Below are 22,416 nucleotides of genomic sequence, written 5' to 3'. Positions count from 1 at the left end.
CCTCGTTGGGGTAAACCGGGCAGGCGCCCTTGCCGTCTCATCCCTTTCCGCGGATGAAGGTGAAAAAAGCGCCTGAAAATCAGCGGCTACTATACCCCAGAGGCGCTTCAAATAGCATCTGTAGCCATTTGTGAGCCAGCGCCAAAAATTTGTGGGGGGCATGAGATAGACGCTGTCATGGGGACAGGGCAGAATGAGCGGGCTTGTTCCCAATTGACGTAAGGAAATGTATGACCCAACAGAATGAGCAGCAGAGAAACCGCATGTTGAGCCTGCTGCGCGAAGGTGAGCGCCGCATGTTGGTTCAATTGGCCGGGCTGCTGCGCACGACCGCCGATGAAATCAATGCCGAGCTGGAGAAAGAGGAGCTGATGGCCACCCTGGAGCAGCCCATTACAGTGGAGTATCTCAACGGCGTGGTGCAGCACCATCTGTTCGAGCGCAAACACAAGGGAGATATGGCGGTTGCCCAGCAGATCCTGAGCGATTATCAGAGCGAGCTGGAAGCGCTGCAGGCCGCTCAGGCCCAGCCTGAAGAGGCTGTCGCAACTGACGAGAGCGGCGAAGAGCTCAAGGCCCAGGCTTGAGCGACGGGCAGGCCTGAATCCTTACCTCTGAATCAGCCGGCCTGCCAGCGCTGATCCCTGTTACGGCCCCATCATGTCTGCCATGATGGGGCCGTGTCGTTTCTTCTGTAGTCTTTCCTTGTTGCTCTTCGCTTCTCGGTTTCAATCCAACGGATTCGTGCCTTAGCGCGCCTCTTGTGGCATGCCGTGCGGCACTTCGCCGGGGATGGGGAACACCTTGTCATAGCCCCAGTTGTAGACGAAGGCATAGATCAGGTAGAAGACGACGAAGCCCAGATCCAGCACCAGCGCCTCCAGCAGGCTGACGCTCAGCCACCAGGACATGACCGGCAGCGCGACGATCAGCAGACCGCCCTCAAAGCCGAAGGTATGCAGCACCCGTTGCCACAGGGTCTTGTGGGTATGGCCCTGATATTTGAGCAGCAGCTTGTCGACCCCGATGTTGTAGATGTAGTTCCAGACGGTGGCCAGCACCGAGAAGAACAGTGCCAGCGGGCCCATATGGTTGAGCCCTACCCCGGTAACCCAGCTGGCCAGCGGGGCGGCAATCAGCAGGCCAATGAATTCAAAGCCAATGGCATGGCGCAGGCGATCGTTACGGGTACGCATAAGTCACTCTCTCAATCAGATTTATTCACGGATTGCTGGTTAATCTATAGATCTTTAGCGATAGATTCATGTTGGTATCCATCGCTAAAATAGATGGATGAGAGAGCTTGCCGGAGGGCCATAAGATGACGCCATCACTGGAACAACTGAGGATCTTGCTGGCGGCCGCCGAAAACGGCTCGTTTTCCGCTGCCGCCCGCAAGCTGGGCAAGGCGCAGTCGGTGGTGAGCAGCGCTATCGCCAATCTGGAGATCGATCTGGCGCTCACCCTGTTTGACCGCAGCGGCCGCTATCCGCAGCTGACGGAGGCGGGGGCCCGCATGGTGCAGGAGGCGGGGATCCTGCTGGCGCAGAGTGAACGATTGCAATCCATTGCTGGGGAGCTGGCGGCCGGGGTGGAGACGCGCCTCACTCTGGCCATCGATGATGACTCCCACCTGCCCTGGCTCGGCACCCTGCTGGAGGAGTTCGCCACTCGTTACCCGACCGTGGAGCTGGAGCTGCTCTTCCCGTTGATGGAAGATGTGACCGAGATGCTGGTGACCGGCCGGGCCCAGCTTGGCATCAGTTATCAGAAGGTGCATCCCCAGCGGGAGATTGTCGCCCATTCGCTGGGGGAGGTGACCATGCCGCTGGTGGTGTCACCGGATCATCCGCTGGCCCGCAAGCAGCCGCTGCGGGAGGTCGATCTGCAGGGGGCACGTCAGCTGATGGTCACCGGCCGACGGGAAGGGAGCGAGCGTCAGCGTTTTCGCATCTCGGCTCAGGTGTGGTGGGTCGAGGGGGATCTCGGGGTGCTGGAACTGGTCAAGCGGGGTCTTGGCTGGTCCGCCATTCCGGAATTTCTGCTGCATCAACCGCTGAAGCGGGGTGAAGTGGTGGTGCTGGAGCCGGACTTTATCGCCAGCCACGCGCTGGCGCTGGAGTTGCAGTGGCATCGCGCCCGCCCGCTGGGGCAGGCGGGGCGCTGGCTGAAGGAGGCACTGCTGGCGCGGGTGCCTCGCTAGCCGACCTTACTCGGTCAGGGCGTAAGGCAGGGGTTGCAGGGTGAGGCGGGAGCCTTCGTCCTGCTTGAGGCGGAATTGGGCGTCAGCCTCGGTATCTTTTGGCAGCACGGCGGTGAGCCACACCTGCCCGGCCTGTTGCCAGGCGTTGAGCACCATGCCGCTGCGGCGCCAGTTGTCACCCAGTTGCAGCTCCAGGGTATCGCCCGCATTGACCGGCTCACTGGCACTGCCCGCCAGCAGGAACAGGGCGCGGTTGTTGGCGCCGCGATATTTGGCGCGGGCCACCGTCTCCTGCCCCATGTAGCAGCCCTTGTTGAAGCTGATGCCGTCCAGTGCCTGCAGGTTGAGCATCTGCGGGATGAACTCCCCCTGATGCACCGCTTCCATATGTGGCAGACCCGCCTTGATCTCGAGCCCCCACCAGAGTGACTCGTCACCTTGCGGCAGGGCATCGGCTTGCTGATTGCTGACCAGCAGCCAGCGATCCTGTTCAATCTTCACCGCCATGCCGCCGTCGATCAGACCGCTCTGCTCAAGGCCGAACTGGGCAGAGATCCAGCTATCGCTGCCCGTACCGGCGATCCCGGTGGCGTGACGCTCATCGGCGGCGATCTCGACCTTGGAGAAGACGGCAAATTTCTTCAGCTCCGGCAACTGACGCTCCAGTACAGAGGGGCTGGTCAGCAGCAGCAGACTGTCGTCGAGGCAGAGCAGGCGGAAATTGCTCCACAGCTTGCCCTTGGGATCACAGTGGCCGCCCGGGGTCTGTTGCCCCGGTTGCAGGGCGTTGACATCACAGGTGACCTGACCTTGCAGATATTTGGCGCGATCCTGGCCGCTGATACGGGTGATGGCCAGCTTGGTCAGGGGGAAGCGGGTCGGCTCGGCAGGAAAAACAGGTGGTTGCAGGCTCACGATGGTATTCCAGAGAGAAAGTATGTGAGCTGCATGGTAAAGACGTAACTAATGTTTGTCAGCCGGAAAATCCAGCTGGTACCATCCCCCGGTCTTTGTAAGGAGAGTGCCATGTTGAGCCCAGTTGAAAAATCCCGCCTGAAGTGGGCCTGCCGTCGCGGTATGCTCGAGCTGGATGTGATCTTTATGCCCTTTTTCGAACACGAGTTCGACTCCCTGAGCGAAGCCGATCAGCAGACCTTTATCCGCCTGCTGGCGAGCGACGATCCGGATCTGTTCAAATGGTGCATGGGTCATGGTGTCCCTGCCGATCCCGCATTTGCCGCCATGATCCCGATGATCCTGGAGCGCAATCAGGCGCGCCACGACCGCCAGGGGTAATACCGTGGAGCGGGTGATCATGACGGTTCACCCCTCCTGCCATCAGCAATGTTTGCTGGTGGCCCTCTTTCTGTTGCTGCTCTGGCCGGTAGCTGGCCTGATTGCCGGTTGGCAGTGGGCGCTGTTGCTGCCCGTCTGGCTGGCGGCGCTCTGGTTGAGCTGGCGTGCGCTCGCCGAGCCCCCGTTCGAGCTTGTTTGGGATGGTCAGTGGTTGCAGTGGCAAGGTCGTCGCTATCAGCTTGACAAGAAAAGCCGCATTCTGCCCGGCGTGCTCAGGCTGGTGCTTTGTCCCGATCCGCAAGAGAGTGGAGCCGTGTCGCCACGGCAACAGTGGCTCTTCTCCGATGCCCTTCCCCCCGAACATTACCGCCTGCTGGCGCGAGCCATCCACTTTCTGCCGTCCCGGCGCTGACGCCTGCTTTCCGTGATGACCATGCGCTGATTTATCGCGATAAGCTGTTGCCATGTGGCTGGCGACACTCTTTTGTGGCTGAAAAGCGGTTGAAAACAAGTGACCCCGCCGGGGCGGGGTCACTGATTGCTGTAACGTTTTGCGGGAAGGGGGATTAATCCCGCTCCGGGGTCAGCACGGTCGGTTTGGAGTCCGGCAGCATATCCGGATAATCCAGGTTGTAGTGCAGGCCGCGGGACTCCTTGCGCTGCAGGGCGCAGTTGACGATAAGCTCGGCCACCTGCAGCAGGTTGCGCAGCTCCAGCAGGTTGTTGGAGACGCGGAAGTTGGCGTAGTACTCCTGCACCTCCTGCTTGAGCAGGTCGATGCGGCGCTTGGCGCGGGCCAGGCGTTTGTTGGTACGCACTATCCCCACGTAGTCCCACATCATCAACCGCAGCTCGTGCCAGTTGTGCTGGATCACCACCAGTTCGTCGGAATCTTCCACCTTGCTCTCGTCCCACACCGGCAGGCGCGGCGGCTCCACGCTCATCGGCAGCTTGGCCAGAATGTCGGCCCCCGCCTGATGGGCATAGACCACGCATTCCAGCAGGGAGTTGGAGGCCATGCGGTTGGCGCCGTGCAGACCGGTGTAGGTCACTTCACCGATGGCGTAGAGGCCGGGGATATCGGTCTGGCCGTTGTTGTCGATCATCACGCCGCCACAGGTGTAGTGGGCGGCCGGCACTATGGGCATCGGCTCCTTGGTGATGTCGATGCCGACCGCGAGGCAGCGCTCATAAATGGTCGGGAAGTGCTTGATGATGAAATCGGCCGGTTTGTGGCTGATATCCAGATACATGCAATCCGCCCCGAGCCGCTTCATCTCGTGGTCGATGGCGCGGGCGACGATGTCGCGCGGCGCCAGCTCGGCCCGCTCGTCAAACTCCGGCATAAAGCGGCTGCCGTCCGGGCGGCGCAGATAGGCCCCCTCGCCACGCAGCGCTTCGGTCAGCAGGAAGTTGGGGTCGTCCGGGTGAAACAGGCTGGTGGGGTGGAACTGGTTGAACTCCAGGTTCGCCACCCGGCAGCCGGCCCTCCATGCCATGGCGATGCCATCGCCAGAGCTCACATCCGGGTTGGAGGTGTACTGGTAGACCTTGGAGGCGCCACCGGTGGCCAGCGCCACGAAACGGGCACGGATCACCTCGACCTGCTCGGCGTTGCGGTTCCAGACGTAGGCCCCCAGCACCTTGTTGCCTGGCAGGTTGAGCTTGCGGGTGGTGATGAGGTCGACCGCGTTGAAGCGCTCCATCAGCTGGATATTGGGGTGAGCGCGCACCTGATCGATCAGGGTCAGTTGCACCGCCTTGCCGGTGGCATCCGCCGCGTGGAAGATACGGCGATGGCTGTGGCCCCCTTCCCGGGTGAGGTGGTATTGGGACTCGCCGTCGGCGTTCTCCTCCTGATCGAAGGGGACCCCTTGCTGAATGAGCCACTGGATGGACTCGCGGGCGTGGCGAGCGGTGAACTCCACCACTGCCGGGTCACACAACCCGGCGCCCGCGTTGAGCGTGTCGCTCACGTGGGATTCGATGCTGTCGGTTTCGTCGAAAACGGCAGCGATGCCTCCTTGCGCATAGAAAGTGGCCCCTTCACTGATGGGCCCCTTGCTCAGAACCAGGACTTTGGCGTGGTCTGCCAATCGCAACGCGAGGGACAAACCAGCGGCACCGCTGCCAATGATCAGTACATCGCAAAGGTATTCAACACTTGCTTTCATAAGTATCATTGGCCTGGATTAAGAACTGGCACCATGGTAGCCCAAGCGAGGGCGAGGATGCAGCCTGCATCACATTTTTTTCAATTGAAGCGAACTTTCTCTGATTCTCCCTGTCTGAACTTGTGCGCTTAGGAAGGGCCGGAAAAGAAAAACGATAACCTGATGGGGGTTTTACGGCTCTGATGAGCGACCAGAATCTACTGGACGAACAGCTGGTTGAACGGGTCCAGCGCGGCGATAAAGCAGCTTTCAACCTGTTGGTAAAAAAATACCAGCATAAGGTGGTCAACCTGGTTGCCAGGTATGTCAACAATCCCGGTGATGTGCCCGATGTGGCGCAAGAGGCCTTTATAAAAGCCTACCGTGCATTGCCGACATTCCGTGGCGAAAGTGCTTTTTACACCTGGTTGTACCGAATTGCCGTGAACACGGCGAAGAATTATCTCACCTCCCAGGGGCGCAGGCCGCCCAGCAGTGATGTGGAGGCTGACGAAGCGGAGTCTTATGGTGGTGGTGAAGCCTTGCAAGAGGTCTCAACCCCTGAAAACCTGGCGCTGACTGACGAGATCAAACGCACCGTGTTTTCAGCCATAGAGGCATTGCCGGAAGACCTGAGGACAGCTATCACCCTCCGCGAACTGGAAGGGCTGAGCTACGAAGAGATTGCCGAAATCATGGATTGCCCTGTGGGTACGGTCAGATCCCGTATCTTCCGGGCGAGGGAAGCAATCGATAAAAAGCTGCAACCTCTGATCGAGAATTAACTGGGGAAAGACGGGTTAACTTATGGCAAATAAAGAGCAAATCTCTGCCCTGATGGATGGTGACCTGAGTGACGCAGAGGTACTGAACGAGCTGGAGATGGACTCCGACTTGCAAGATACCTGGGGTCGTTACCACCTGATCGGCGATGCCATGCGGGGTGACCTGCCGGTCAATCTGCAACTGGATCTCAGTGACAGCATTATGGCTGCGCTGGAGGATGAGCCCACCATACTGGCACCCAAGCCGGTCGAGACGGCTCCCGTGCTGCAACCTGCCGTTGCGCCGGTCAAGACAGATGCCAATGTGGTTCCGTTGTTCCGCCGTGTCGGTCAGCAACTGGGGCAATACGCCATTGCCGCCTCCGTGGCCGCCGCTGTTATCTTCGGAGTGCAGCATTATCAGGGACAGGATGGCGTTCCGGCCAATCCGGTGCTCAATACCATTCCAATCGGTGGCAGCGCGGCGCCTGTGAGCGTCCATTATCCGCAACAGGATGGTGCCCGTGCCCGTCAGCAAGGTCTGACCGAACAGCAGATGCAGGAACAGCGGGAGCGGATCAACGCCTTCCTGCGTGACCACCAGTTGCAACAACGCCTGTTGCAAGACAGGCAGAACCAACAATAACGAGTCGTCAGGGATATCAACGTGCGCCAGTACAGCCGTATTTTACTGGCCTCTCTCCTGCTGATCAGTGCCAAGGCCTCGGCCGACGATAAGTCGGCCGAGGCCTTGTTGCAGCAGATGCAGAGTGCCGTGCAGCAACAGAACTTCGAATTGTCCATGGTCAAGGCCCGTCAGGGACGTCTTGAACCGATCCGCATCAGCCATGCCGTGATCGATGGCAAGGAGGTAGCCCATCTCAGCTATCTCGATGGCAAGGCGATCGAGTATCTCCAGCGTCAGAACGAGTACACCTTCTTTGAAAACAGCCATGATCCCTACACCCTGAAGGATGCCCGCTTTCCCGGTATCTGGTCGACCCTGGTGAAGATGCCGTTGGCACAGGTGCTGGAGAGTTATGATCCTGTGCTTGCTGGCCGTAGTCGGGTGGCCGGCGAGGTCGCTCAAGTCGTCAGGTTGGTTCCCAAGGAAGCTGACAAATATGGCTTTGTGCTCTGGATTGACGAACGTAGTCACCTGTTGCTGCGAGTCGACATGGTGGAGCGGGAGGGCAATCTGGTGGAGCAGATGCTGGGGGTGGATCTGCAATTGCAACAAAAACCGTCCCCATGGCTGGTAAAGCTGGCCAACAGCAAGCAGCCCTCGGCGCTGGCGCTGGAGGATGCCTATCCTGCACCGCAACAGCAGTTGAACTGGCAGATCACCTGGTTGCCCGATGGCTTCAAGGTGCTGTCGCAAGACCGGCACCAGCTGGTGACCACCAGTGTACCGGTGGATTACATGATGCTCTCCGACGGGCTGGTGGATCTCTCGGTCTACGTCTCTCGGGTCGATCCCAAGCAGGCGGTGCGCCAGCAGCTGATCCGCCAGGGGGCGACCTCGCTGGTGAGCTACGTCAACGAGGTGGGGGTCGAGATCACCGTGGTTGGGGAAGTGCCTGCCGAGACAGCCAAACGCATCGCCGAGTCGGTGCAGCCGCTGGCTCGCAACGAAGCGGTGCAGTGAGTCCATGTTCTGGGTTCACAGTAGTGTGCGGCTTGCCGTTGGCTGTGAGTCGTGTTCAGATCCTGCCATTGCATGAGCACGAGGTGTTGCCGTGAATGAGATGAGTGAAGAGCTGGCGACCGTGGTGGCCATTGAGGGTGACCATGCCTGGGTAGAGTGCGAGCGTCGCTCCGCCTGCAGTGGTTGTCAGCAGCAATCAAACTGCGGTACCGGCACCGTGGCCAAGGCGTTTCCCCTGAAAGCCTCACGCTTGCGGATCCGCCTTACTGCCGAGGTGAGCGTTGGCCAGCAGATTCGGCTCGGCATCCCGCAGGAGAGTCTGCTGCGCGGGGCTGCGCTGGTCTATGTGCTGCCGCTGTTCTGCCTGCTGGCGAGTGCTCTGCTGGGGCAACTCTGGCTGGCACCGCTGCTCTCGGGGGGGGAGGGGGTCACCATTCTGGCCTCTCTGCTGGGTGGCGCTGGCGGCTTTTTACTGGTTCGTTACTTTTCCAACCGCCTGGATCAGGGGCGTTACGGCCCGCAGATGCTCGGCGTTGTCGTCCCTGTCCGCATCCTCCCCTGACCGAACAGGCGCTATTTCACTGGCGCTGGCGACTAAAGAATGGCCGTCAGCCGGGTTATCCAGTAAAATCGCGCCTCCATAACTGACCTTAACTAATTTTGAGTGACTCTTGCTCGATGAAACACATTCGTAACTTTTCGATTATTGCGCACATCGACCACGGTAAATCGACCCTGTCGGACCGTCTGATCCAGACTTGCGGTGGCTTGTCCGACCGCGAGATGCAGGCTCAGGTGCTTGACTCCATGGATCTGGAGCGCGAGCGCGGCATTACCATCAAAGCACAGAGTGTGACCCTGAACTACCAGGCACAAGACGGTAACACCTACCAGCTGAACTTTATCGACACCCCGGGCCACGTGGATTTCTCCTACGAGGTCTCCCGCTCTTTGGCGGCCTGTGAAGGGGCGCTGCTGGTGGTGGATGCCGGCCAGGGGGTTGAGGCACAGACTCTGGCCAACTGCTATACCGCCATGGAAATGGATCTGGAAGTGGTGCCGGTGCTGAACAAGATTGACCTGCCGGCCGCGGAACCCGAGCGAGTTGCCGAGGAGATCGAAGACATCGTCGGTATCGACGCGGTCGATGCGGTGCGCTGCTCCGCCAAGACTGGTCTGGGTGTTGATCTGGTGCTGGAAGAGATCGTCGCCAAGATCCCGGCACCGGAAGGTGACCCGGATGCCCCACTGCAGGCGCTGATCATCGACTCCTGGTTCGACTCCTATCTGGGCGTTGTCTCTTTGGTGCGGATCAAGAACGGTTCCCTGAAGAAGAACGACAAGATCAAGGTGATGAGCACCGGTCAGGTGTGGGGTGTCGATCGTATCGGTATCTTCACACCCAAGCAGGTGGATACCCAGGGTCTGGGTTGCGGCGAGGTAGGTTGGGTTGTCTGCGGTATCAAGGACATCCACGGCGCGCCGGTGGGCGATACCCTGACTCAGGCCAAGAACGGTGCCGACAAGGCGCTGGCTGGCTTCAAGAAGGTGAAGCCGCAGGTTTATGCGGGTCTGTTCCCCATCTCCAGCGATGACTACGAGTCGTTCCGTGACGCCCTCGACAAGCTCTCCCTGAACGATGCCTCCCTGTTCTTCGAACCGGAGAGCTCCACTGCGCTGGGCTTCGGCTTCCGTTGCGGCTTCCTCGGCATGCTGCACATGGAGATCATTCAGGAGCGTCTGGAGCGTGAATACGATCTGGATCTGATCACCACGGCGCCGACCGTAGTGTACGAGATCGAGCTGACCGACGGCTCCACCATCCATATCGACAGCCCGGCCCAGATGCCTGCCATCACCAGTATCAAGGAGATGCGCGAGCCGATCGCCGAGTGTCATATCCTGCTGCCGCAGGAGTACATGGGCAACGTCATCACCCTCTGTATCGAGAAGCGCGGCGTGCAGACCAACATGGTCTATCACGGCAAGCAGGTGGCGCTGACCTATGAAATCCCGATGGCGGAAGTGGTGCTCGACTTCTTCGACCGTCTGAAGTCCACCAGTCGCGGTTACGCCTCGCTGGACTACGGCTTCAAGCGTTTCGAAACCTCCGACATGGTCCGTCTGGACATCATGATCAACGGTGAGCGCGTCGATGCCCTGGCCATCATCACCCACAAGGACAACGCCCAGTATCGCGGTCGTCAGGTGGTGGAGAAGATGCGCGAGCTGATCCCGCGCCAGATGTTCGATATCGCGATTCAGGCGGCCATCGGCAACCAGATCATCGCTCGCAGCACCGTCAAGGCTCTGCGTAAAGACGTAACCGCCAAGTGCTACGGTGGTGACGTGAGTCGTAAGAAGAAACTGCTGAACAAGCAGAAAGAAGGTAAGAAGCGGATGAAGTCCCTCGGCCGTGTCGACGTGCCGCAGGAAGCCTTCCTCGCGATTCTCCACGTCGGAAAGGATTAATAGATGGCAAGCACGTTTTCCCTGATCCTGGTGGTGGTCTGCGCGATCACCGGTGTTATCTGGTGTCTGGACAAGATGATTTGGTCCAAGCAGCGCGCCGCCAAGATTGCCGTGGCTCGTGCCCATGGCGGTGCCCACCTGGATGAGAAGACCCTGGCCAAGGTGGCCCCCGTGCCGGTCTGGATTGAGCAGACCGCCGGGGTCTTCCCGGTCATCACCTTTGTGCTGCTCCTGCGTTCGTTCATTTTTGAACCGTTCCAGATCCCGTCAGGTTCCATGATGCCAACCCTGCTGGTGGGCGACTTCATCCTGGTGGAAAAATTTGCCTATGGCCTGCGGGACCCGGTGACCAACACCAAGTTCCTCGAGACTGGCGAGCCCAAACGTGGCGACGTGGTGGTGTTCAAGTATCCCCTTGAACCGCGCGTTGACTACATCAAGCGGGTGGTCGGCATGCCGGGTGATCGGGTCATCTATCGCAACAAGGAGCTGATGATCCGGCCCAAGTGCGAAGAGCAGGAAGGGAAAACGTGCCCGGGCTTCAAGAAGCTCGACGTCAAGTTTGAACAAAGAGGCGAATTTACCCAGATGGGGATCCCCCTTGACCGCTATACCGAGCAGTTGGGTGATGTCTCCCACGAGACCCTGCGCAATCCGCTGATGCCCGACATGGTTGGCCGTTACTATCGCCAGCCCGGCACCTACCCCGACGAGTGGGTGGTACCGGAAGGCCAGTATTTCGTGATGGGCGACAACCGCGACAACAGCACCGACAGCCGCTTCTGGGGCTTTGTGCCCGAGCAGAATCTGGTCGGCAAGGCGGTCGCTATCTGGATAAGTTTTGAATTCGAGCGCGAAGAAGGCTCCCTGCTGCCAAGTTGGGTACCGACAGGTGTGCGCTTCAACCGCATTGGCGGAATCAAGTAAATGAATATCAAGATGAACAGACTGCAGTCCCGTCTCGGGCATGTTTTTGCGGATCTGGAACTGTTGACCCGCGCGCTGACTCACCGCAGCGCCGGCTCTCGTCACAATGAACGACTGGAATTTCTGGGTGACTCGATTTTGAGTCTGGTGATTGCCGACGATCTGTTCCACCGCTTCCCGCAAGCGGCGGAAGGGGATCTCAGCCGGATGCGCGCCACCCTGGTGCGCGAGAAGACCCTGGCCGAACTGGGCCGGGAGTTTGACCTCGGGGATCACCTGATCCTCGGTCCCGGCGAACTCAAGAGCGGCGGTTTTCGCCGCGAATCCATTCTGGCCGACACGGTCGAGGCGGTGATCGGTGCCGTCTATCTGGATACCAATCTTGAGACGGTGCGGACACTGTTGCTGAGCTGGTATGCCAGCCGCCTGGAAGAGATCAAGCCGGGCATCGAGCAGAAAGATCCCAAGACCCGTCTGCAAGAAATTTTGCAGGGAAGCCGCAAATCCCTGCCGACCTACACCGTGACCAACGTCAAGGGCGAGGCCCACAACCAGGAGTTCACCGTCCAGTGTGACGTGGAAGGTCTGGATGGTCCCCTCGTCGGGGTCGGCACCAGCCGTCGCAAGGCCGAACAGGCCGCGGCGCAGCAAGCATTGGAAAAACTGTCATGACAGATACCACCTACTGCGGCTTTGTCGCCATCGTGGGCCGCCCGAATGTGGGCAAGTCCACCCTGCTTAACAAGCTGCTTGGCCAGAAGGTCAGCATCACCTCGAAGAAGCCCCAGACCACCCGTCACCGGATTTTGGGGATCGACACCGAGGATAACTACCAGACCATCTATGTGGATACCCCGGGTCTGCACATTGAAGAGAAACGGGCCATCAACCGTCTGATGAACCGTGCCGCCACCAGTTCGCTGGGGGATGTGGCCATGGTGGTGTTCATGGTCGACGGTACCCACTGGACCAAAGACGACGAGATGGTGCTGGGCAAGCTGCGCAATCTCAAGTGCCCGGTGGTGCTGGCGGTCAACAAGATCGACAACGTCAAAGAGAAAGAAGATCTGCTGCCCCACCTCGAGTGGCTGGGCCAACAGATGAACTTCGCCCATATTCTGCCCATCAGTGCCGAAAAGGGCACCAACGTGGAGAAGATCCGCGAGTGGGCCAAGGATCTGCTGCCGGAAAACGTCCATTTCTTCCCGGAAGATTACGTGACCGACCGCTCCTCCCGTTTTATGGCTTCCGAAATCATCCGCGAGAAGCTGATGCGCTTCACCGGTGAGGAGCTGCCCTACTCGGTGACGGTGGAGATCGAGCGCTTCAAGGTGGAAGAGAACGGCCTCTACCACATCCACGGCCTGATCCTGGTCGAGCGCGATGGCCAGAAGAAGATGGTCATCGGCAACAAGGGCGAGAAGATCAAGACCATCGGCACCGAAGCACGCCTCGATATGGAGCGGCTGTTCCAGAACAAGGTGCACCTCGAGCTGTGGGTCAAGGTCAAGTCGGGCTGGGCTGATGATGAGCGCGCCCTGCGCAGCCTCGGGTATGGCGACGACTGATTGCTGACCCCGGCTTTCGTCATCCACAGTCGGCCCTATCGGGAGACCAGCCAGCTGGTCGAGGTCTTCACCCAGGATAGTGGCCGATTTACTCTGGTGGCTCGCGGTTCTCGCGGGCCACGCTCCCCTCTCAAGGGGCTGCTGCAACCCTTTACCCTGCTCACCATCGCCTGGCGCGGCAAGGGGGATCTCAAGAACCTCACCCAGGTCGAATGCCCGGATCACTCCCTGCGTCTCGGCGGCGATCGCCTCTTCTACGGCCTCTATCTCAACGAGCTGGTTTACTACCTGCTGGAAGCGCACACCCCGTTCCCCGAAGTATTCGACGCCTATGCCCGTGCCATCATGGCGCTGGCCGATGGCGAGACGCCGGAGCTGCCGCTGCGTCGCTTTGAGTTCCTGCTGTTGCAGGCGCTCGGCTATGCGGTCGATTTCGAATACACGGCGGACGACGAGTCGCCCATCGAGCCGACCTTGCTCTATGGCTTCGAGCGTGAATTGGGCTTTGTTGCTTGCGAGCGGGCGCCGGATCCCCGTACCCTGTTTCTCGGTGCCCACCTGCTTGCCTTTGCCGAGGGACGTTTCGATACCCCTCCCTTGCTGCAGGCGGCCAAACGTTTCAGCCGATTGGCACTGCAACCCTATCTGGGCAAACGCCAGTTAAAGAGCCGGGAGCTGTTTTTAAAACGCAAAGCCAGCATCCAAGGCTGACACAGATTACAGACATACGGATATTGGCGCGGTGTGATTCGCTGACCGCGCAGTCAACAGATGAAGCCTTTCAAGGAGTTCTCAATGAGTGAAATCTATCTGGGTGTGAACATCGACCATATCGCGACTCTGCGCAACGCCCGTGGCACCCAGTACCCGGATCCGGTACAGGCCGCCTTTGTGGCCGAACAGGCCGGGGCCGATGGCATTACCGTGCATCTGCGAGAAGATCGCCGCCACATCACCGACCGCGATGTGGAGATCCTGCGTCAGACTATCCAGACCAGAATGAATCTGGAAATGGCGGTGACCGAAGAGATGATCGGCATCGCCTGCCGCATCAAGCCCCACTTCGTCTGTCTGGTGCCGGAGAAGCGCACCGAGGTGACCACCGAGGGCGGTCTGGACGTGGCCGGTCAGCTGGACAAGGTGACTGACGCCGTTGCCCGCCTCTCTGCTGTGGGTGCCCAGGTATCCCTCTTTATCGACGCCGATCCCATCCAGATCGATGCGGCTGCCGAGAGTGGTGCCCCCTTTATCGAGATCCATACCGGCCGTTACGCCGATGCCACCACAGATGCCGAGCGCAACGCCGAGTTCAAGCGTATCGCCGCCGGCGCCTCCTATGCCGCAGGCAAGGGCTTGAAGGTCAATGCCGGCCACGGTCTGCACTATCACAACGTCAAGGCCATCGCCGCCATCCCCGAGCTCTATGAGCTCAACATCGGCCACGCCATCATCGGCCGCGCCGCCTTTGATGGTCTGGCCAAGGCTGTGAGCGATATGCGCCTGCTGATGCAGGAAGCCCGTCAGGGGATCTGACCCACCAGACAGGCGGCCTGATGAAGTCTGCCAAAAATAACAAGGGACGCCACGGCGTCCTTTATTATTTCTGGCCCTGTTCAAGCAAGGGCAATGGGTTGGCGGCTATAGAGCTGTAATAACCCAGCACAATCGGCTATAAGCAGTTGATGTCAAAAGGGTTACACTGGTTGACCCTGTGAATTGGACGAGATTGTTATGGATCACCCCCTGTACCACCCCGATATCACCGAACTTGAACCTGTCGCTCGCGCGGCGGGAGCGGCCATCATGGCTATCTACAGCCAGCCCTTCGCGGTGGAGTACAAGAGCGACGAGAGTCCGCTGACCGCGGCCGACAAGGGTGCTCATGAGGTGATCGTTCAGGGGTTGGCGCGGCTGACTCCGGATATTCCCGTATTGTCGGAGGAGTCAGGGCCCGAGGTGATGGCAGCGCGCCACGGCTGGTCCCGTTACTGGCTGGTGGATCCCCTCGACGGCACCAAGGAGTTTGTCTCCCGCAATGGCGAGTTCACCGTCAATATCGCGCTGATTGAAGAGGGGGCGCCGCGCTGGGGATTGGTCTATGCGCCGGTGCTGGACAAGCTCTGGTATGGCGGCAAGGGCGCGGGGGCCTGGCGCATCGCCGATGGCAAGCACGAGTCCATCCAGACTCGGCCTCATCTTGAAGGAACTGCGTGGCGGGTGGTGGGCAGTCGCAACCACCTGTCGCAGGAGACCCTCGATTTCTTGGCTCCCTTTGGCGAGATCGAGCTGGTTTCCATGGGCAGTTCGCTCAAGTTCTGCATCATCGCCGAGGGGGGCGCCGAGCTCTATCCGCGCCTAGCACCCACCTGCGAGTGGGATACCGGCGCTGCGCAGGCGGTGCTGGAGGGGGCGGGTGGCAGCGTCACCCAACTCGACGGTTCACCCCTTGCCTACAACAAGCCGGACATCCTTAACCCCTGGTTTGTCGCCAGGGCGTGAGGCTGATACCGGGATGCAAAAAGGCCGGACTGGAGTGAACTTCCAGTCCGGCCTTTTTTATTTTGCTATTCGCTTCGGGTCAGAAGACCTTCTTGAACGGCTTGATGGTCACTTTGGCATAGACGCCAGCTGCCACATAGGGATCGGCATCGGCCCAGGCCTGGGCGTCCGCCTGCGAGGCAAACTCGGCGATGACGGTGCTGCCGGTAAAGCCGGCATCGGCCGGATCCTCGGCATCGATGGCCGGGTTGGGGCCGGCTGTCAGCAGCCGCCCCTCATCCTGCAGGGCTTGCAGGCGAGCCAGATGGGCAGGGCGAACTTGCTTGCGCAGTGGCAGGCTATCGGGGACATCTTCGGAGTAGATGAGATACCACATGAGACAATCCTTTTCTGATGAGGGTTACTTTTTGGGTTCGTCTTTTTGCTGGGACAACTGCTCGGCAGGGATATGGCGATAGAGATAGACGCCGCTCAGCAGGGTAAAGACCAGCGTCATCCCCAGCAGGCCGAATACCTTGAAGTTGACCCACATCTCTTGCGGCAGGTTGAACGCCACGTAGAGGTTGAGCAGGCCACAGACGGTAAAGAAGCCGACCCAGCCGAGATTGACCTTGTCCCAGACTGCATCGGGGGCTTGCAGCTCCTTGGCCAGCATCTGTTTGATCAGATTCTTGCCAAAGCCGTAGCGGCTGATGAGCAGGCCCAGTGCGAACAGCACGTTGATGACGGTCACTTTCCACTTGATAAAGGTGTCATCGTGGAAGAAGACAGTGAGGCCGCCGAAGAAGCCAACCAGCAGGAAGGTGAATAGCTGCATCTTCTCGACTTTGCGATAGCGGATCCTGCTATAGGCGAGCTGCAGACCGGTGACCACCACCAGTGCGCCGGTAGCCATGTAGATGTCGTAGAACTTGTAGACCGCAAAGAAAACGATAAGTGGAATAAATTCAATAAATTGCTTCATTGTTGGCGCCTAGTCCTCAAAGATGGCCTGCAAATTTCGCCCAGTCTACCTGTACAGCAGACAACGGCAAATGAATAAGACCGCTCATTTTTACGCCGGTTCCGCGCTGTCGCCAAACAGTTGGCGTGCAATCGAGATCCCCAGTCGCTGCTGATCGGCCAGCAGGTCGCGGATATGGCGCTCTTCGATAAGCGGGTTGAGCAGCACGGCGCGCAGCAGGGTGAGCGGTTGGGCACCGTAGCGTACCACCGCCCGCTGGGTACGGGAGACAAAGCTGTGCCCTTCGGCGCGCTGGGCTTTTTGCAGCGCCACGTTGAAGGCATTGATCTGTTCGTTGGCCGTCTCGTCCAGCAGCTTGCCCTGTAGATGGGGCGGGATGCAGCGGTAGGAGAGCAGGTTCATCACCGGAGCAGACATCAACTCGAAGGCCGGATTGCTGGTAATAAGCTCGGCCATCAGTCTGGCTCGGTCGTAGTTGGCCTCGAGCAGGTCGGCATAGCCCTGCTGGCCGAACAGCTGGAAGGCGGCATCCAGATAGAGGGCGTTGGCCGGGCGGGTGCCCTCCAGGGTAAAGCGACCCTGATCGAACGAGGTGGCACGGATGGCGTAAGGGGCCTCCCGCTTGACCGCCATCATCAGGTCTGGCTGGCGGCAAAGCAGCATGCCGGTACCGAGCGGCACCAGCAGTTGTTTGTGGCCATCCAGGGTGACGGTATCGGCTCGCTCGATCCCGGCCAGCAGGGTTTGATAGCGGGGGGAGAAGAGGGTCGGGCCACCCCAGGCAGCATCCACGTGGAAGTGGATCTGCTCGCGTTCGGCGATGGCCGCCAGCTCCGGCAGGGGATCGATGGAGCCAAAGTCTGTGCTGCCCGCCACGCCGACCAGCGCCAGTACTTTCAATTTTTGCTCTTTGCTCTGGATCAGCGCCTGCTCCAGCGCGGCCAGACTGAGCCGGTTCTGTTCGTCGGTCTCGAGGCGCCAGACGCTGCGGGCGCCGAGTCCCAACAGATCCATCCCCTTGTCGAAGGAGTAGTGCATCAGCCGGGAGCCCAGAATGACGGCGCCGCGATAGCCCTGCTCATAGAGGGCGAACAGGTTGTCGCCGCAGGCACGGTTGCGGGCTAGCCACAGCGCCGTGACGTTGGCGATGGTGCCGCCGCTGGTCATGACGCCGAGGGCGGCATCCTTGGCATGCATCTGCTCGCCGTAGAAAGCATCGTCCCTGCCATAGATGAGGCGGTGCAGCTTGGCCAGCACCTCCCGCTCCAGAAAGCTGAGCAGTCGGGAGGACTCCATCTTCATCGGATTCTGGTTGAGCATCACCAGCAGGCGCGACAGCTCGGCAGTGAAGGCCGGCAATGGTGCTGTCATATGACCCATGTAGCGTGGCGAGGTGAGATGGGATGCGCCGGGTACCAGGGTGGCCAGCCGCGCCAGATACTCATCGATGGAGAGACCGACCGCAGGCATTCGGGATTGAGCGAGCTGGTGGGTGAACTGGTCGCGCTGGTAGATAGCCTGACTGTCGTCGGAGTGGTGGAAGCTCTCCAGCAAGGTGTTCATCGCCTCGCCAAAGGCGGGATCCGCTTGTGTAAACAGCTCAGTCAACGTCATCAGGTTCTCCAGACCAGGTCACCGGTGTTGGTGTCTATGCCGCTTCTGTCGGGCATCGGCGGCAGAGCATACACCAAAGGGGGGCGGGTGACAGCCACTCCATTTTTTAAGCGAACACTTGTACTCCGAAATGGCGCTGGGTAGAGTGAGCCACAGTTATTGTGGAGTCGATGTTATGAGTGGTGTGATGGATTACTCCCCCCGGGAGGAGCTGGCAAACCGGCTGAGTCACGGTGCGGGATTGTTGCTGGGGATTGTCGGGCTGGTGCTGTTGCTCATCAAGGGATGGGGGCAGGGTACGCAGGCGCTGGTGAGCTACAGCCTTTATGGCGGCAGTCTGGTGCTACTCTATCTTGCCTCGACCCTCTACCACTGCATGGCGGAAGGGCGGGCCAGACGCTGGTGCAAGGTGTTTGATCACTGTGCCATCTATCTGCTGATTGCCGGTACTTATACTCCCTTCCTGCTGGTTGCACTCGACACGCCGCTGGCAAAGGGGTTGATGGTGGTGATCTGGGCCCTGGCGCTGGCTGGCGTGGTGTTCAAGTTGGTATTTATCAACCGCTTCAAGAAGTTGTCGCTCTTTACCTACCTGATGTTGGGCTGGTTGTCGCTGGTGGTCATCTACCAGCTCTATATCCATCTGGCCGGTGAGGGGCTGCTGCTGCTCGGGCTTGGCGGCCTTATCTACAGCCTCGGGGTCATCTTCTATGTGGCCAAGCAGATCCCCTATAACCACGCCATCTGGCATCTCTTTGTGCTGGGTGGCAGCGTTTGTCACTTTATGGCCATTTACGGCTACGTCGCCTAACGTCTTGCAACTAGCCCTTAATTGGTATTTTTAGCGCGTAAAAGGATAAATTCGTGCGGTATCACACAGTTGGCATCAGCGTTTGCTGACAAGCTAGGGCCAGTTCAATTCGCAAAGGATGCACGAAATGAGTGAAATCGCGCTTTCCATCAGCATGTTGTCGCTGGTGGCAGTGCTGGGACTCTGGCTTGGAAACTGGCGAGTCTATGGCGTTGGGTTAGGGATCGGTGGGGTGCTGTTCGGCGGCATCATAGTGGGTCACTTTGCCGGGGTGTCAGAGCTGGCGCTCGATGAGCAAACACTCCATTTTATTCAAGAGTTTGGCCTGATCCTGTTTGTTTATACCATCGGCATTCAGGTCGGCCCCGGTTTTTTCTCGTCATTGCGCAGCTCCGGACTCAAGCTCAATGCCTTTGCTGCTTTGCTGGTTATCCTGGGGTGCATCGTTGCGGCGGCACTTCATCAACTGTTTGATGTGCCGCTACCGGTGATCCTCGGGGTCTTCTCCGGTGCCGTGACCAATACCCCATCTCTTGGTGCGGGTCAGCAGATCCTGGCGGAGCTGGGAGCTCCCCATGGTTCAACCGGGCTGATGGGGATGGGATACGCAGTGGCCTATCCATTCGGCATCTGCGGCATTTTGCTCACCATGTGGCTGGTCAGGGTCTTCTTTCGCATCAAGATCGACGATGAAGCCGCCCAGTTCGAGTTGCAGACAGGTAAAACCAAGGAGAGCTTGCAGACCATCAACATCGCGGTACGCAACCCCAACATGCATGGCTTGATGCTGAGCGAGATCCCGAGTCTCGACGAGTCTGATGTCATCTGCTCACGCCTCAAGCGTGGCGACGAGCTGATGGTGCCGCGCCCTGATTCCCGTATCGAGCTGGGCGACCTGCTGCACCTGGTTGGTGAGCGCCATGCACTGCACAAGGTGTTGCTGGTGCTGGGTGAAGAGGTCGACACCTCCCTATCGACTCGCGGTACCGACCTGAGGGTGGAGCGGGTCGTGGTGACCAACGAGCAGGTGCTGGGCAAGAAGATCCGCGATCTTGACATCAAACAGCGCTATGACGTGGTGATCTCGCGCCTCAACCGGGCCGGTATCGAGCTGGTACCGACCAGCCAGACCAGTCTGCAGTTTGGTGACATCCTCAACCTGGTAGGTCGTCTCGATGCCATCGAGGCCGTGACCAATGTGGTCGGCAACGTGCAACAAAAACTGCAACAGGTGCAGATGTTGCCGGTATTTATCGGGATTGGCCTCGGCGTATTGCTCGGCTCCATCCCCTTCTACCTGCCCGGATTCCCGGCCGCTCTCAAATTGGGTCTGGCGGGGGGGCCGCTGGTGGTGGCGCTGATCCTGTCGCGGATCGGCAGCATCGGCAAGCTCTACTGGTTCATGCCCCCCAGCGCCAACCTCGCGCTGCGGGAGATCGGGATCGTGCTGTTTCTGGCGGTGGTTGGCTTCAAGTCAGGGGCCGGCTTTGTTGATACCCTGATCAACGGTGATGGCCCCTCCTGGATGCTATATGGGGCAGCGATTACCCTGATCCCCTTGCTGGTGGTCGGGGTGCTGGCGCGTCTCTATGGCAAGATGAACTATCTCACCCTCTGTGGCTTGCTGGCTGGCTCCATGACGGATCCTCCCGCATTGGCCTTTGCCAACGCCATGCACCCGACCAGTGGTGCCAGTGCGCTCTCATACGCCACTGTCTACCCGCTGGTGATGTTCTTGCGGATCATCTCGCCACAACTGCTGGCCATCATCCTCTGGGCCGGTGCATAGGGTTAAACCGGACAGGAGCATGCCTTGTCATGCTCCTGCCATTATAATGTAATATATTGATAATTTTAGTTTTTATTTTTCGGTAATCCCCTCATCACCCTTCTGTCTGGCTGAACGGTCCAGCCTCAAATCAGTCTATTCTTTCGAATTTTCGAACTGGTTATTTGCTCTCTCTCTGTGCAGAGTAGGCTGTGGCTTTTTGCATGCAAATCAGGATTCAGGAGAGAACATGATTACCAATTCCGTTACTCTGGAACAGGGCGTAACCGTCACCCAGCTCAAAGGTCAAGTTTATCAGGTGGCTGCAGATGGTAGCCGCAAGTTGCTGGTGGAAGGGGATGTGCTGCCGAAAGGGGCGGTGATCATGTCGCCGGATGGCGCCAGTTTCATGGGCGGCGGACAGTCTTTCAATGTGCAACCTGCCAGCGAGCAGAGTGAGCCTGCCGAAGAGGAAGATGCTCCCCAGCTGGCGCAAAACAGTGCCGCAGGCACACCCGATGATATCAGTGCCCTGCAAGAAGCCATTTTGGGTGGCGCTGACCCGACCCAGGCCTTTGAAGCCTCCGCCGCAGGCGGTGCACCTGCTGCCGGTGGTGGTGGTGTTGGTGGTGTCGCCGGAGCCAGTGGCAACGGCGGTTTTGTCACCATCGACCGTACCGGTTCCGCAACCATTGCTGAAGCCACCTTCGATACTATCTACAACGCCAATGGCGAGCCACCGCTGGATGCGGCTGGAGAAGATGAGGTATTTGACCTTACGCCTCCAACCATCTCCGTGGTAGCGCCAGACAATACCAATGACACCACTCCGACCCTGACCGGAACCACGGATGCGCCTGCAGGCAGCACGGTGACCCTGGTGGTGACCGATGTCAACGGCAATCAGCAGACCCTGACCGCTATTGTCACACCTAATGGCACCTTCACCGTGGATGTGGTTACCCCACTGGCCGAGGGTTCTTATACCGTCACCGCCACAGTGACCGATCCTGCGGGGAATACCGGCAGTGCAACTGATGATGGCAGTGTGGATGTAACCGCTCCAGTGATTACTGTTGATGCACCTGACAATACCAATGACACCACCCCGACCATCACGGGTACTACGGATGCACCTGCTGGCAGCACGGTCACTCTGGTCGTGACCGATGCCAATGGTAACCAGCAAAAATTGACCGCCACGGTACAACCTGGTGGCAGCTACAGCGTAGATGTCACTACTCCGCTGGCCGAAGGCAGCTATGAGGTGACGGCCAGCATCACCGATCCGGCTGGCAACACAGGTACCGCTACCGACGATGGCAGTGTTGATAGCAAGGCCCCTGACCTGGCCATCACCCTGGATGCCGACATCACCGCCGACGACGTCATCAACGCCGCCGAAGCGGGTCAGCAGATCCCGGTCAGCGGCACCGTGAGCGGCGAGTTCAAGGCAGGGGACACCGTCACCCTGACCGTCAACGGCAAACCGTTTACCGGTCCGGTGGATGCCGATGGCCGCTTCACCATCTTGGTGGCGGGCAGCGACCTGGCGGCCGATGGCGACCGCACCATCGATGCCAGCGTGACCAGCACCGACGTGGCGGGCAACAGCGCCACCGCGACCGACAGCGAAGGTTATGAAGTGGATACTGACCTGCCGAGCATCGACCTGGCGGCGATTGGCGATGGCAACCTGTCGGTGGATGAAGCCAAGGCGGTCGAGCTC

Annotated in this window: 24 protein-coding genes; 18 read left to right on the top strand and 6 right to left on the bottom strand. The window is 59.4% G+C overall.

The features are described from left to right. Nucleotides 1–230: 230 nt before the first annotated feature. Nucleotides 231–587, top strand: a complete 357-nt coding sequence (locus tag G5287_RS19345) for a hypothetical protein (RefSeq protein ID WP_069529227.1) — start codon at nt 231–233, stop codon at nt 585–587. Between the two features lie 162 nt (nt 588–749). Here G5287_RS19345 and G5287_RS19340 read toward each other — a convergent pair whose 3' ends face one another. Further along, nucleotides 750–1,196 (bottom strand): PACE efflux transporter, encoded by a 447-nt coding sequence (locus G5287_RS19340; protein WP_216961077.1) that lies wholly within the window; start codon nt 1,194–1,196, stop codon nt 750–752. 125 nt (nt 1,197–1,321) lie between these two features. Between G5287_RS19340 and G5287_RS19335 the strand changes: the two genes are divergently transcribed. After that, on the top strand, nt 1,322–2,203 hold the full coding sequence (locus G5287_RS19335) for a LysR family transcriptional regulator (RefSeq protein WP_216950229.1): 882 nt from the start codon (nt 1,322–1,324) through the stop codon (nt 2,201–2,203). A 6-nt stretch (nt 2,204–2,209) separates the two neighbouring features. Here the strand turns inward: G5287_RS19335 and ygfZ are convergent, their stop codons facing one another. Continuing rightward, nucleotides 2,210–3,118 carry a tRNA-modifying protein YgfZ gene (ygfZ, locus tag G5287_RS19330; protein WP_216950230.1) on the bottom strand — a complete coding sequence of 303 codons (909 nt, stop codon included), beginning with the start codon at nt 3,116–3,118 and terminating at the stop codon, nt 2,210–2,212. Between the two features lie 111 nt (nt 3,119–3,229). Here ygfZ and G5287_RS19325 point away from each other — a divergent pair, with 111 nt between their 5' ends. Then, nucleotides 3,230–3,499: a succinate dehydrogenase assembly factor 2 gene (locus tag G5287_RS19325; protein WP_005335417.1), complete on the top strand. Its 270-nt coding sequence runs from the start codon at nt 3,230–3,232 to the stop codon at nt 3,497–3,499. Nucleotides 3,500–3,518: 19 nt separating this feature from the next. Further along, the gene (locus G5287_RS19320; RefSeq protein ID WP_421231749.1) at nt 3,519–3,911 is read left to right on the top strand and encodes a protein YgfX; all 393 of its coding nucleotides are present in this window, start codon (nt 3,519–3,521) and stop codon (nt 3,909–3,911) included. 154 nt (nt 3,912–4,065) lie between these two features. Here the strand turns inward: G5287_RS19320 and nadB are convergent, their stop codons facing one another. Further along, complete coding sequence (gene nadB / locus G5287_RS19315; protein WP_005354382.1) at nt 4,066–5,673, bottom strand: L-aspartate oxidase; 1,608 nt, start codon at nt 5,671–5,673, stop codon at nt 4,066–4,068. 182 nt (nt 5,674–5,855) lie between these two features. On the opposite strand from nadB, the gene rpoE reads away from it, so the two are divergent. The 11 genes from rpoE to cysQ all read left to right on the top strand — a co-directional run bounded on the left by rpoE (nt 5,856) and on the right by cysQ (nt 15,530). Next, a complete protein-coding gene (rpoE, locus tag G5287_RS19310) occupies nt 5,856–6,437 on the top strand; it encodes an RNA polymerase sigma factor RpoE (protein ID WP_005335411.1) in 582 nt (193 codons plus the stop codon). A gap of 22 nt (nt 6,438–6,459) precedes the next feature. Next, entirely contained in the window at nt 6,460–7,062 is a 603-nt protein-coding gene (locus G5287_RS19305) for an RseA family anti-sigma factor (RefSeq protein WP_227342014.1), read from the top strand. 21 nt (nt 7,063–7,083) lie between these two features. Next, the gene (locus G5287_RS19300) at nt 7,084–8,064 is read left to right on the top strand and encodes a MucB/RseB C-terminal domain-containing protein (RefSeq protein ID WP_216980206.1); all 981 of its coding nucleotides are present in this window, start codon (nt 7,084–7,086) and stop codon (nt 8,062–8,064) included. Between the two features lie 100 nt (nt 8,065–8,164). Then, nucleotides 8,165–8,626: a SoxR reducing system RseC family protein gene (locus G5287_RS19295; RefSeq protein ID WP_421231753.1), complete on the top strand. Its 462-nt coding sequence runs from the start codon at nt 8,165–8,167 to the stop codon at nt 8,624–8,626. Nucleotides 8,627–8,742: 116 nt separating this feature from the next. Next, nucleotides 8,743–10,536, top strand: a complete 1,794-nt coding sequence (gene lepA / locus G5287_RS19290; protein ID WP_005335396.1) for a translation elongation factor 4 — start codon at nt 8,743–8,745, stop codon at nt 10,534–10,536. 3 nt (nt 10,537–10,539) lie between these two features. Then, complete coding sequence (lepB, locus tag G5287_RS19285; protein WP_421231748.1) at nt 10,540–11,463, top strand: signal peptidase I; 924 nt, start codon at nt 10,540–10,542, stop codon at nt 11,461–11,463. Next, nucleotides 11,464–12,135, top strand: coding sequence for a ribonuclease III (gene rnc, locus G5287_RS19280; RefSeq protein ID WP_005335394.1), 672 nt, complete (start codon nt 11,464–11,466; stop codon nt 12,133–12,135). It begins immediately after the preceding gene. Then, on the top strand, nt 12,132–13,031 hold the full coding sequence (era, locus tag G5287_RS19275) for a GTPase Era (protein WP_005335393.1): 900 nt from the start codon (nt 12,132–12,134) through the stop codon (nt 13,029–13,031). Before rnc ends, era begins: the two co-directional genes overlap by 4 nt. Further along, nucleotides 13,032–13,742: a DNA repair protein RecO gene (gene recO, locus G5287_RS19270; RefSeq protein WP_041210624.1), complete on the top strand. Its 711-nt coding sequence runs from the start codon at nt 13,032–13,034 to the stop codon at nt 13,740–13,742. An 84-nt stretch (nt 13,743–13,826) separates the two neighbouring features. Next, nucleotides 13,827–14,564, top strand: a complete 738-nt coding sequence (pdxJ, locus tag G5287_RS19265) for a pyridoxine 5'-phosphate synthase (RefSeq protein ID WP_005335389.1) — start codon at nt 13,827–13,829, stop codon at nt 14,562–14,564. Nucleotides 14,565–14,762: 198 nt separating this feature from the next. Continuing rightward, a complete protein-coding gene (cysQ, locus tag G5287_RS19260) occupies nt 14,763–15,530 on the top strand; it encodes a 3'(2'),5'-bisphosphate nucleotidase CysQ (RefSeq protein ID WP_421231747.1) in 768 nt (255 codons plus the stop codon). 79 nt (nt 15,531–15,609) lie between these two features. On the opposite strand, the gene G5287_RS19255 is transcribed toward cysQ, so the two are convergent. The 3 genes from G5287_RS19255 to G5287_RS19245 form a co-directional block, all read right to left on the bottom strand. Then, complete coding sequence (locus tag G5287_RS19255) at nt 15,610–15,906, bottom strand: YciI family protein (RefSeq protein WP_005354350.1); 297 nt, start codon at nt 15,904–15,906, stop codon at nt 15,610–15,612. A 24-nt stretch (nt 15,907–15,930) separates the two neighbouring features. Continuing rightward, nucleotides 15,931–16,494 (bottom strand): septation protein A, encoded by a 564-nt coding sequence (locus tag G5287_RS19250; protein WP_421231746.1) that lies wholly within the window; start codon nt 16,492–16,494, stop codon nt 15,931–15,933. 90 nt (nt 16,495–16,584) lie between these two features. Next, nucleotides 16,585–18,108 carry an aminotransferase class V-fold PLP-dependent enzyme gene (locus G5287_RS19245; RefSeq protein WP_421210072.1) on the bottom strand — a complete coding sequence of 508 codons (1,524 nt, stop codon included), beginning with the start codon at nt 18,106–18,108 and terminating at the stop codon, nt 16,585–16,587. 175 nt (nt 18,109–18,283) lie between these two features. Between G5287_RS19245 and trhA the strand changes: the two genes are divergently transcribed. The 3 genes from trhA to G5287_RS19230 form a co-directional block, all read left to right on the top strand. Next, a complete protein-coding gene (gene trhA / locus G5287_RS19240; protein ID WP_421210070.1) occupies nt 18,284–18,919 on the top strand; it encodes a PAQR family membrane homeostasis protein TrhA in 636 nt (211 codons plus the stop codon). A gap of 127 nt (nt 18,920–19,046) precedes the next feature. Continuing rightward, a complete protein-coding gene (locus G5287_RS19235; RefSeq protein WP_216952965.1) occupies nt 19,047–20,708 on the top strand; it encodes a putative transporter in 1,662 nt (553 codons plus the stop codon). Nucleotides 20,709–20,937: 229 nt separating this feature from the next. Then, on the top strand, nt 20,938–22,416 hold a 1,479-nt coding region (locus tag G5287_RS19230), incomplete at its 3' end, for a retention module-containing protein (protein ID WP_421231745.1).

The organism is Aeromonas sp. 603079 (assembly GCF_049172135.1).
In the GTDB taxonomy this organism is placed as follows: domain Bacteria; phylum Pseudomonadota; class Gammaproteobacteria; order Enterobacterales; family Aeromonadaceae; genus Aeromonas; species Aeromonas veronii.
The sequence above is the reverse complement of the archived record's forward strand: the minus strand, read 5'-3'. Positions and strand labels throughout refer to the sequence as shown.

Coding starts and splice junctions, on each gene's coding strand:
- G5287_RS19345 (WP_069529227.1), top strand. CDS start 231: ATGACCCAACAGAATGAGCAGCAGAGAAACCGCATGTTGAGCCTGCTG.
- G5287_RS19340 (WP_216961077.1), bottom strand. CDS start 1,196: ATGCGTACCCGTAACGATCGCCTGCGCCATGCCATTGGCTTTGAATTC.
- G5287_RS19335 (WP_216950229.1), top strand. CDS start 1,322: ATGACGCCATCACTGGAACAACTGAGGATCTTGCTGGCGGCCGCCGAA.
- G5287_RS19325 (WP_005335417.1), top strand. CDS start 3,230: ATGTTGAGCCCAGTTGAAAAATCCCGCCTGAAGTGGGCCTGCCGTCGC.
- G5287_RS19320 (WP_421231749.1), top strand. CDS start 3,519: ATGACGGTTCACCCCTCCTGCCATCAGCAATGTTTGCTGGTGGCCCTC.
- nadB (WP_005354382.1), bottom strand. CDS start 5,673: ATGAAAGCAAGTGTTGAATACCTTTGCGATGTACTGATCATTGGCAGC.
- rpoE (WP_005335411.1), top strand. CDS start 5,856: ATGAGCGACCAGAATCTACTGGACGAACAGCTGGTTGAACGGGTCCAG.
- G5287_RS19305 (WP_227342014.1), top strand. CDS start 6,460: ATGGCAAATAAAGAGCAAATCTCTGCCCTGATGGATGGTGACCTGAGT.
- G5287_RS19295 (WP_421231753.1), top strand. CDS start 8,165: ATGAGTGAAGAGCTGGCGACCGTGGTGGCCATTGAGGGTGACCATGCC.
- lepA (WP_005335396.1), top strand. CDS start 8,743: ATGAAACACATTCGTAACTTTTCGATTATTGCGCACATCGACCACGGT.
- lepB (WP_421231748.1), top strand. CDS start 10,540: ATGGCAAGCACGTTTTCCCTGATCCTGGTGGTGGTCTGCGCGATCACC.
- rnc (WP_005335394.1), top strand. CDS start 11,464: ATGAATATCAAGATGAACAGACTGCAGTCCCGTCTCGGGCATGTTTTT.
- era (WP_005335393.1), top strand. CDS start 12,132: ATGACAGATACCACCTACTGCGGCTTTGTCGCCATCGTGGGCCGCCCG.
- pdxJ (WP_005335389.1), top strand. CDS start 13,827: ATGAGTGAAATCTATCTGGGTGTGAACATCGACCATATCGCGACTCTG.
- cysQ (WP_421231747.1), top strand. CDS start 14,763: ATGGATCACCCCCTGTACCACCCCGATATCACCGAACTTGAACCTGTC.
- G5287_RS19255 (WP_005354350.1), bottom strand. CDS start 15,906: ATGTGGTATCTCATCTACTCCGAAGATGTCCCCGATAGCCTGCCACTG.
- G5287_RS19250 (WP_421231746.1), bottom strand. CDS start 16,494: ATGAAGCAATTTATTGAATTTATTCCACTTATCGTTTTCTTTGCGGTC.
- G5287_RS19245 (WP_421210072.1), bottom strand. CDS start 18,108: ATGACGTTGACTGAGCTGTTTACACAAGCGGATCCCGCCTTTGGCGAG.
- trhA (WP_421210070.1), top strand. CDS start 18,284: ATGAGTGGTGTGATGGATTACTCCCCCCGGGAGGAGCTGGCAAACCGG.
- G5287_RS19235 (WP_216952965.1), top strand. CDS start 19,047: ATGAGTGAAATCGCGCTTTCCATCAGCATGTTGTCGCTGGTGGCAGTG.